Here is an 8,173-nt window from a genome sequence, read left to right on the forward strand (position 1 = left end):
GACAAGTCCTCTACGGGGTATCCGGTGTGGGGGATGGCGCTTCGGCAGCGATGCGCTGTGGCGTACCGTCGTAGCAATCCAAGGCCAGACCGAAGGGATTGCGCTCTGGGTCGATGTCCAGGCGCACCACCTTCAGGGGATAGCGCACCAGAGCGCGCTTGACCTGTTCGGTGCCGTAATACTCGTCGGCGGAGATGTCCAAGGTGACGACCCAATCGCGTTCAGACACCACCTTCACCCGCTGGGCTGGGTCATCGCCAAAGCCTCGACCCGGAATCTCATAGATACCCCGCACTCGCTGACGCAGCTCGCCAGTCCGTTGTCGCTGCTCATAGTCGAGCTGAAGAAAGTGCTGACAGGCTGGCGTCAGGTACGCAGACAACGCATGGATATTGCGTGCGTAATCCACCTCGCCATTGGTGGGCCAGCGGTTGAGCTGCTGAAAGATATAGAAGGTAAAGGCGTAGACCGACTCCGGCGGCACGTCCCACCACTTGCGCACACTGCCGGAGCGCAAGTCCGGGGGCACATGGATGGTGAGATCACGCGGGGCCTGCCACCAGCCAAAACCCAGTACGAGGGTAAGGACGAACAGCGCTCCTACACCCAGGCGCAGGGTTCGGATATGGGCCTGAAGGTGGGTGACCTCATTCTTGAAACGGCTCATGGTCTGCCCCTTCGGGTCGTCCAATAGCCCGAGCGCGTCACCAGCGTATCCCCGCCTACCCAGGGAGAGAGCAAGGGATGACCGAGCGCGATGTGCCACTGCAACTGGCGATAGAGCCAGGTGTCGGGTCGCCCCCGCTTCCGACGTCGCAGTGCGCTCCCGCCAACGAAGATGCCAAACGCAATGGCGGCGACGATCATCGACGGTATCAGCGCAATGGTAGAGGTCAGCCAAGCCAGGGGCAGACCGAGCAGCAATCCCGCTAGAGCCGACAGACCCACGCAAATCCACAACTCATCCGCCGTCAGTCCCCGCACCACTACAGGCTGGCGGTTGAGCCGGTGTGGCAGGAAGCTCACCATATCGTCTTCGTTGAGTTCAGGGGTGCTGGACATCGTGAGACGCCTTCACAAGATGCCGGTGGCTTCGGTCAGCAACCAGATGCCCACAACCAGCAGGATCGCCCCAACCGCTACAGTCAGGCCGAACTGCCCCCAGGTCTTGCGCCCGGTGTGGATCTCCGAGTAGGTGCTGTAGGCGTGGTAGCAGACGCCAATGAACATCGAGGCCACTACCAGTAGCGCCACCAGCAACACGATGTCGTAGCCGTAGTTGCGCAGCGTCTCCATGATGCCGCTGCCCGTACCCCGCGACGGGTCCTCCAGTGTCGGCAGCCCTTGGGCGTACACCTGCGGCACCGCACTGGCCGACAGCACGGCAGCAGCGGACAAGCGAGCGCGTTGAATCAGACGGTGGAAAACGAAACGGGAAGCCATGATGAAGTCCTCGTCGGGTCAAGACAGCAGAAAGAAAGTCAGCACCAGGTACATCGCGACGAAGCGCACCGCGACCCCAAGGAACTGACGTTGAGAAAGACGTTCTTCGGCCCAACCGACATAGGCGGTGCGCAGCGCCCAGACTCCCCAGAGCAGCAGCACGGCGAACACTAGGCTCAAGAGCACCACGGAGACTTCCCCTGCGGAAAAACCGGCATTGGCCTGAAAAGCGGAGACTTGGGCGCTGTTCACGGAGCAGCCTCCTCGGATGCTTGGCGGTAGTCGCCGAGCAGCTCTACCGGATCACGGGGCTGTGCACGTTGGGGAACCAGGTAATCGCGGATGCCCTGACGCACATGCTCGATGTCTTTGGTCAGGCGGGCGTAGTCGAAGTGATAACGGCTGCCCTCTGGGTGAGGCAGGTTGGCACTGTGCTTGGCCAGCCGATCGATCATGTCGAGTTGACGGATCAGTGCCGCCAGTTGAGTCTGTTCGTTAGCTCCATCCCCGGCCAGTACCGGGTCGACAGACAGAACAGAGATAGCCAGCAGCGCGACGATGGCGCGGTGCCATGGGGTATTGTGGCTGCTGTGGTTTGCCATCGTGCCATTCCTCGTGAGGCGAATGGCACGATGCTGGGGGATGAGCTTGGCTTGCGCCGCAAAGAATAGGAACGAGGGGGTTACCGGATTCCTGATTCATTTCAGGGAGGAGATTTCATCTACTGCTTATGGCGTGAGCCGGGGGCTGGCCGGATACTGAAAATTAGCCCGTTTGAATCAGGTCAAACCCTATCAAATCGTTCTAAATCATGCTCAATACGCTATGTCTATTACTTGTTTCATGCCATTATTGGCAATCTGCCCGAATTTTGACTTCGCGTAGGAAGACTATGTCAGAGCGTTGGCTGTCGGTCGAAGAGATCGCCGCATACCTCGGAGTGAGCAAGGACACCGTCTATGCATGGATTCGTGGACGGGGCATGCCAGCCCACCGAATAGGGCGGCTGTGGAAGTTCAAGACGCAGGAAGTCGATGAATGGGTGAAATCGGGTGGGGCTGCTGATGAAGAAGGTCGGAATAAGAAGTGAGGAAAGCCGACACGATGACTCTCTCCAATTCCGTCAACGGGATCTATGGGTTTTCTTCTGAAGACGTGGATTCCGTAGTCAACTGCGACGCCAAGTGTCAGAGCACGGATGTCCGTGCGGAAAGGCCACTAGAAGTCATCCACCTTACTGCGACGGGCAGGTCTTGCTCATGACCAAGCTCGGTGCCATTGATTTCGACGACCGCATTCTCGAAGCCCTGCGCGACGATAAGCTGGTGGTCTTCGCTGGCGCTGGTGTTTCGATGGGACCACCGTCGAATCTGGCCAGTTTCGGGAAACTCGCCAGCGATATTGCTCAACGCACGGGGCTCGAACCAACGGAGCCGCTGGATCGTTTTCTGGGGCAACTGGATCATCGCAAGGTCAAGGTCCACGAAATAGCTGCCCAACTCCTATCACCCGCAGGCAGCGCACCGAATGCTCTTCATCAAGACCTGCTGCGACTATTCCGCACCGCTGAGCGCGTAAGGCTGGTGACTACCAATTTCGATCTGCATTTTGAGACGGCCGCCAGCACGCTGTTCGGTTCAGCACCCAATGTCTACCGAGCTCCGGCCTTGCCGTTGGGCTACGACTTCACTGGCATTGTGCACGTTCATGGAGCGCTTCCCCGCGCACGGGATCTGGTGCTTACTGATGCGGATTTCGGGCGCGCGTATCTGACGGAGGGCTGGGCGCGGCGATTCCTGGTCGACGTCTTTCGTCAATTCACCGTGCTATTCGTCGGCTATAGCCATAACGACGTGGTCATGCATTACCTGGCACGTGCTCTTCCGGCTGATGGAGTTGCTGGGCGCTTTGCTCTGACGGAGGAGAACGGAAGCTGGGACCTGCTAGGGAACCTCTGAAAAAGTCATGATTTTTGGCATAATACTGCCAACACCCCAGAGGAGCCAGTCATGACCCAGTTGACCTTTGCCGAAGCTGAATTTGCTACCAAGAAAAAGAGGGTATCCGGATTTTTTGGTTGATTGGCTCATATCATGATGACGGAACCAACCATCAGCTCAGCGGATTACCTGGTTGATGACGACTCTTCTTCACGGCCCCTGCAAGTTTGCAGCAACGCCCAGGTTCGCATGCCGAGATACGCAGTGAGGCTTCGCGATCAACACACCATGCATTCACAATGTCACTGCAAGGTCCGGCATGTCTCTGCTCAGTCCTTACGGCCTGAGCTAGCCCTATACAGCTGTTGTTTGCTCTCCTCGCTGATCCCCGTCAGGATGCCGCAGGCATTGATCTCCCGACCCTCGTTGCAACTCGCCCTCAGTGAAACGAGTTGTTGCTCAAGCGCTTGCAGAGCAGTTATCTGCGACCGCACATGAGAGATGTGGTCATCGAGCATGGCGTTGACGGCGGTACAGGGCTGGCGAGGGTCGTCCTGATAGCTCTGTAGCTCGCGAATCTCTGTCAGTGACAGGTCCAGAATTCGGCAGCGGCGGATAAAGGCAAGCCACTCGCCATGCTTCTCGGTATAGACACGGTAACCATTCTCCTGCCGTTCTGGCGGCGGCAACAGGCCCTGCTGCTCATAGAAGCGGATCGTCTGCGTGTCGATACCCGCTATCTGGGCTAACTGACCAATGCGCATCAGGCTTACTCCTCAACGGATCATCTGTCCCATTGACCTTATAGTAGCTATATAGTTTTTAATACTAGCAAGAGTTATGGTGATTTCTGGTGTATGGAAGCAGGCTGAAGAGGTGGCGTATCCTGTTGGTTGATCACCGCGACGATCACAACCAACAGAGGATGGATACGCCATGTCCAAGTCTAACCTGCATGCTCTTTCACAACCAGAGACAGTAACGAATGACCCGTTGCACGATTTAATTCGCAAGGGAGCCCGAGACCTGATTGCCCGGGCGGTAGAGACCGAACTGGAAGGCCTGCTGAGCCAGTACGCGGATGTCACCACGCCCAATGGCCGCCAGGCGGTGGTGCGCAACGGCTACCTGCCCAAGCGCATTATTCAGACCGGTGTTGGCGACGTTGACGTCCAGGTGCCCAAGGTTCGGGATCGCAGCGGCACCGGCGTTCGCTTCAACAGCCAGTTGCTGCCGCCGTACCTGAAGCGGGCCAAGAGTCTGGAAGAGCTGATTCCCTGGCTCTACCTGCGCGGTGTCTCCTCTGGCGATTTCCAGGAGGCCCTGAGTGCCCTGGTCGGCGAGCAGGCCAACGGGTTGTCGGCGAACACGGTCTCCCGGCTCAAGGCCAAGTGGCTGGATGAGCACAAGGATTGGCAGCGCCGGGACCTGAGCCAGAAGCGTTATGTGTACTGGTGGGCAGACGGCGTGTACAGCAACGTCCGCCTGGATGACCGGCTCTGCCTGCTGGTGATCATCGGTGTTACCGAGCACGGCCATAAAGAACTGGTGGCTGTCGAGGATGGCCACCGGGAGTCTGAAGCCAGTTGGCGAGAATTGCTCACAGACTTACGGGAAAGGGGCCTGGAGCCTTCGCCCAAGCTGGCTGTTGGCGACGGCGCACTGGGCTTCTGGAAGGCCCTGAGCAAGGTGTTTCCGGACACCCGGCACCAGCGATGCTGGGTGCACAAGACCGCTAATGTGCTGGACAAGCTGCCTAAATCGGTACAACCAAAGGTCAAGTCGGCACTGCACGAGATCTACCTGGCGGAGACCCGTGACGGCGCTCACAAGGCCTTTGACAGCACTTTGCGGCGGTTCCGAGACAAGTACCCCAAGGCCATGGACAACCTGGAAAAGGACCGCAACGAACTGCTGGCCTTCTACGATTTTCCGGCGATTCACTGGATCCACTTGCGGACGACCAATCCGATTGAATCCACTTTCGCCACCGTACGACTGAGAACCAAGCGGAGCCGATCCTGTGGCAACCGCGACACCACGTTATCGATGGTGTTCAAACTGCTCCAATCCGCCCAGAAACGCTGGAAGCGGATCAAGGGGTTCGACCAACTCAGACTGGTCGTGAACAACGTCCAGTTTCGGGATGGAGAACAGGTGGATGATCAATCTGACAGGAACGCTGCCTGATGGTCATACACCAGATTTGACAATAACTCTACTAGCAATCTATGTTGGTTAACTGGAGCCGTATCGTGAGTAAAGCCTGTGGTGGCCCATGTAGCTGCGATGCAACGCCTGCAGCGGATACCGATATGCCGGTCTCCTCCGAAGCGTCAGGGGAATGGGTCAGCGTGTATGCTGTGCCGAAGATGGATTGTCCCTCAGAAGAACGGATGATCCGCTTGGCGCTGAACGGCTTTGATGAGATTCGAACGCTGTCCTTCGACTTGTCGAACCGCCGATTGGAGGTCGTGCATGACGGCGAGGCTGAGCCCATTACCGCGAAACTGGCGACCTTGGGGCTAGGCGCCTCTCTTCAGGAAACCGTCATTGCCGACCCAGAGACGATCAAGGCCGCTGAGAGCTCGGCAGTCTCTGCTACGCAGGAGTCAGGCACTCTGCGCGTGTTGCTCGGTATCAATGCGATCATGTTCGTGGTGGAAATGACTGCTGGCCTGATCGCCCAGTCTACCGGCCTGATCGCTGATTCCCTGGATATGTTTGCCGATGCAGCCGTCTATGGCCTGGCTCTCTATGCCGTAGGGCGCAGTGCGAAAATGCAGGTACGTGCCGCGCATCTGGCAGGGGTACTGCAACTGATTTTGGCTATCGGCGTACTCGTCGAGGTGGTGCGACGCTTTGTTTTCGGTAGTGAGCCTGAATCGCTGATGATGATGGCGATCGCCTTCGTCGCGTTGATCGCCAATACCGGTTGCCTGCTGTTGATATCCAAGCACCGCGAAGGCGGCGCGCATATGAAGGCAAGCTGGATATTCTCGGCCAATGATGTGGTGATCAACATGGGCGTCATCGCCGCCGGTGCCTTGGTCGCCTGGACGGGGTCCAGCTACCCTGACCTGATTATCGGTACCATCGTGGGCCTGATCGTCCTCAACGGCGCTCGGCGCATCCTGGCGCTCAAGGGGTGAGGCTGCACGGTACGCAGCTATCGATGCCTGGGACACTTGATCGAAGTGGCTGTACAAGCGCGCTAGGCCTGAACGACAGCATATAGCGCGAAGGCTCGGAGCCAGCAAGGTAGCGTATCTAGGAATCAACCAAGGAAAGAAGATGATGGATAGTATCTGGCTGGTACTCGGCCTGGCGCTGTTGCCCGCCTTAGGCAATTTTAGTGGTGGGCTCGCTGCGGAGGCCTCCCGAACTACCGGGCGCCGTCTCAATTACGCCCTTCACGGCGCTGCCGGCCTCGTCATTGCGGTGGTGGCGGTTGAAATCATGCCGCGCGTGCTAGAGAACCTCTCAGCCTGGGTAATCGCCCTCGCTTTCGCGCTGGGCGGCATTGCTTACGTAGGTATCGAGAAGCTCGTTGAGAGTCTCCAGAAGCGACAAGGCCAGCAGGGAGAAGGCGGTCAGACGAGTGTCTGGATGATCTATATCGCCGTATCCATCGACCTGTTCAGCGATGGCCTCCTGATCGGGGCGGGGTCGGCGGTCTCACCGTCGGTCGCGATAATCCTGGCGGCGGGTCAGGTTCTCGCCGATGTTCCTGAGGGCTTTGCGACGATCGCCACCATGAAAGATAAAGGAATCCCTCGTAGCAAGCGGATACTGCTCTCTGCTTCCTTCGCGATTCCTGTGCTCTCGGCAGCCGTCTTTGCTTACTTCGTACTCAGGAACCAGCCGGAGGCATTTAAGCTAGCGGCACTGACGTTCACGGCAGGCCTTCTCACGGTCGCTGCCATCGAAGATATGGTCTCCGAGGCTCACGAGAGCGGTGACGATACGCACATCTCACCGCTGGCTTTCATAGGCGGCTTCGTCCTGTTCGTTCTGGTATCAGCGGGCTTGGAAGGGGTGGTATCGCAAAGCTAACGTACTGCTCCCCAACACAGCCACTGTCGTGCTGGCCGAATACGAAGCAGCTCCCAGCTTACGGCGCACCTAGTCGAGTCCAGAAACATTCACTTTGCCACCCTGGCCAGCCGGCCGAATGAATTGACGCAGCTTGATTAAGCGGAGCAAGAAAGCATGAGCCACAGGGTTGATCCTGGATTCGGAGGCGAGAGAGCATTGGGTGATAAGTGCGCGCTACCCTCTAGCCTATACACGGGCGTGCGCTATAAGCCGCTTCTGACAGGGGGGATGGCTCTACTTGCTGGAGGCGCCATGCCGCTTGCCTTTGCCCCTGTGGGCTGGGCATGGCTTGCGGTGATCGCTCTGGCAACATTTTTTGTCCTGACCGCGCAGTCTTCAAGGCGTCAGGCGCTGTGGTCGGCCTACCTCTTTGGCCTTGGCTACTTCGGCGTGGGTGTCTCCTGGGTCTTTATCAGCATTAGCCAGTACGGCAATGGCCCCGTGGTGGCGGTGTTAGTCACGGCGGCCTTTGTCTCGCTGCTCGCCCTCTTTCCATGGGGCGTCGCGTACCTCGTGCGCTGCCTGCGCCCTGAGATGGATGCAATGGCACTCTGGCTAGGGCTACCTGCGGCATGGGTGCTGAGTGAATGGATGCGCACCTGGTTCTTGACCGTAAGCGTCCGGCGAACCCACCTTGTCAGGTGGTAGCCGGCGTCCAGTTGTGGGGTTCTAGGGATTTTCCGTCCAAAAAC

General features: G+C 58.3%; 12 protein-coding genes. 6 read left to right on the forward strand and 6 right to left on the reverse strand.

Features of this window, described 5'->3' with window-relative positions; genetic code table 11:
- Nucleotides 1-10: 10 nt before the first annotated feature.
- Genes A11A3_RS07760 through A11A3_RS07780 form a run of 5 tightly spaced genes read right to left on the reverse strand, consistent with a single transcriptional unit; the run spans nt 11 to nt 2,045 of the window.
- The gene (locus tag A11A3_RS07760; RefSeq protein WP_008928729.1) at nt 11-667 is read right to left on the reverse strand and encodes a PFL_4703 family integrating conjugative element protein; all 657 of its coding nucleotides are present in this window, start codon (nt 665-667) and stop codon (nt 11-13) included.
- Nucleotides 664-1,062, reverse strand: a complete 399-nt coding sequence (locus A11A3_RS07765; RefSeq protein ID WP_008928730.1) for a TIGR03750 family conjugal transfer protein — start codon at nt 1,060-1,062, stop codon at nt 664-666. The genes A11A3_RS07760 and A11A3_RS07765 overlap by 4 nt, the downstream gene beginning before the upstream one ends.
- A gap of 12 nt (nt 1,063-1,074) precedes the next feature.
- Nucleotides 1,075-1,443 carry a TIGR03745 family integrating conjugative element membrane protein gene (locus tag A11A3_RS07770; RefSeq protein ID WP_008928731.1) on the reverse strand — a complete coding sequence of 123 codons (369 nt, stop codon included), beginning with the start codon at nt 1,441-1,443 and terminating at the stop codon, nt 1,075-1,077.
- Nucleotides 1,444-1,461: 18 nt separating this feature from the next.
- Nucleotides 1,462-1,695: a TIGR03758 family integrating conjugative element protein gene (locus tag A11A3_RS07775; protein ID WP_008928732.1), complete on the reverse strand. Its 234-nt coding sequence runs from the start codon at nt 1,693-1,695 to the stop codon at nt 1,462-1,464.
- Complete coding sequence (locus A11A3_RS07780; protein ID WP_008928733.1) at nt 1,692-2,045, reverse strand: integrative conjugative element protein, RAQPRD family; 354 nt, start codon at nt 2,043-2,045, stop codon at nt 1,692-1,694. Before A11A3_RS07780 ends, A11A3_RS07775 begins: the two co-directional genes overlap by 4 nt.
- Before the next feature lie 290 nt (nt 2,046-2,335).
- Between A11A3_RS07780 and A11A3_RS07785 the strand changes: the two genes are divergently transcribed.
- Nucleotides 2,336-2,533 (forward strand): helix-turn-helix domain-containing protein, encoded by a 198-nt coding sequence (locus A11A3_RS07785; protein WP_008928734.1) that lies wholly within the window; start codon nt 2,336-2,338, stop codon nt 2,531-2,533.
- Between the two features lie 169 nt (nt 2,534-2,702).
- Nucleotides 2,703-3,401: an SIR2 family protein gene (locus A11A3_RS07790; RefSeq protein WP_008928735.1), complete on the forward strand. Its 699-nt coding sequence runs from the start codon at nt 2,703-2,705 to the stop codon at nt 3,399-3,401.
- A gap of 311 nt (nt 3,402-3,712) precedes the next feature.
- On the opposite strand, the gene cadR is transcribed toward A11A3_RS07790, so the two are convergent.
- Nucleotides 3,713-4,147 (reverse strand): Cd(II)/Pb(II)-responsive transcriptional regulator, encoded by a 435-nt coding sequence (cadR, locus tag A11A3_RS07795; RefSeq protein ID WP_008175821.1) that lies wholly within the window; start codon nt 4,145-4,147, stop codon nt 3,713-3,715.
- Nucleotides 4,148-4,319: 172 nt separating this feature from the next.
- Between cadR and A11A3_RS07800 the strand changes: the two genes are divergently transcribed.
- The 4 genes from A11A3_RS07800 to A11A3_RS07815 all read left to right on the forward strand — a co-directional run bounded on the left by A11A3_RS07800 (nt 4,320) and on the right by A11A3_RS07815 (nt 8,129).
- Entirely contained in the window at nt 4,320-5,573 is a 1,254-nt protein-coding gene (locus A11A3_RS07800) for an IS256 family transposase (protein ID WP_008928736.1), read from the forward strand.
- A gap of 65 nt (nt 5,574-5,638) precedes the next feature.
- Nucleotides 5,639-6,535, forward strand: a complete 897-nt coding sequence (locus A11A3_RS07805) for a cation efflux transmembrane domain-containing protein (RefSeq protein ID WP_008928737.1) — start codon at nt 5,639-5,641, stop codon at nt 6,533-6,535.
- Nucleotides 6,536-6,677: 142 nt separating this feature from the next.
- The gene (locus A11A3_RS07810) at nt 6,678-7,439 is read left to right on the forward strand and encodes a ZIP family metal transporter (protein WP_009686175.1); all 762 of its coding nucleotides are present in this window, start codon (nt 6,678-6,680) and stop codon (nt 7,437-7,439) included.
- A 294-nt stretch (nt 7,440-7,733) separates the two neighbouring features.
- Nucleotides 7,734-8,129 carry a hypothetical protein gene (locus A11A3_RS07815; protein WP_040296902.1) on the forward strand — a complete coding sequence of 132 codons (396 nt, stop codon included), beginning with the start codon at nt 7,734-7,736 and terminating at the stop codon, nt 8,127-8,129.
- Nucleotides 8,130-8,173 lie beyond the last annotated feature (44 nt).

It is taken from the genome of Alcanivorax hongdengensis A-11-3, assembly GCF_000300995.1.
In the GTDB taxonomy this organism is placed as follows: Bacteria; Pseudomonadota; Gammaproteobacteria; order Pseudomonadales; family Alcanivoracaceae; genus Alcanivorax; species Alcanivorax hongdengensis.

Bases quoted from the DNA above. Each gene is read 5' to 3' on its own strand.
- A11A3_RS07760 (WP_008928729.1), bottom strand. From the start codon at position 667: ATGAGCCGTTTCAAGAATGAGGTCACCCACCTTCAGGCCCATATCCGA.
- A11A3_RS07765 (WP_008928730.1), bottom strand. From the start codon at position 1,062: ATGTCCAGCACCCCTGAACTCAACGAAGACGATATGGTGAGCTTCCTG.
- A11A3_RS07770 (WP_008928731.1), bottom strand. From the start codon at position 1,443: ATGGCTTCCCGTTTCGTTTTCCACCGTCTGATTCAACGCGCTCGCTTG.
- A11A3_RS07780 (WP_008928733.1), bottom strand. From the start codon at position 2,045: ATGGCAAACCACAGCAGCCACAATACCCCATGGCACCGCGCCATCGTC.
- A11A3_RS07785 (WP_008928734.1), top strand. From the start codon at position 2,336: ATGTCAGAGCGTTGGCTGTCGGTCGAAGAGATCGCCGCATACCTCGGA.
- A11A3_RS07790 (WP_008928735.1), top strand. From the start codon at position 2,703: ATGACCAAGCTCGGTGCCATTGATTTCGACGACCGCATTCTCGAAGCC.
- cadR (WP_008175821.1), bottom strand. From the start codon at position 4,147: ATGCGCATTGGTCAGTTAGCCCAGATAGCGGGTATCGACACGCAGACG.
- A11A3_RS07800 (WP_008928736.1), top strand. From the start codon at position 4,320: ATGTCCAAGTCTAACCTGCATGCTCTTTCACAACCAGAGACAGTAACG.
- A11A3_RS07810 (WP_009686175.1), top strand. From the start codon at position 6,678: ATGATGGATAGTATCTGGCTGGTACTCGGCCTGGCGCTGTTGCCCGCC.
- A11A3_RS07815 (WP_040296902.1), top strand. From the start codon at position 7,734: ATGCCGCTTGCCTTTGCCCCTGTGGGCTGGGCATGGCTTGCGGTGATC.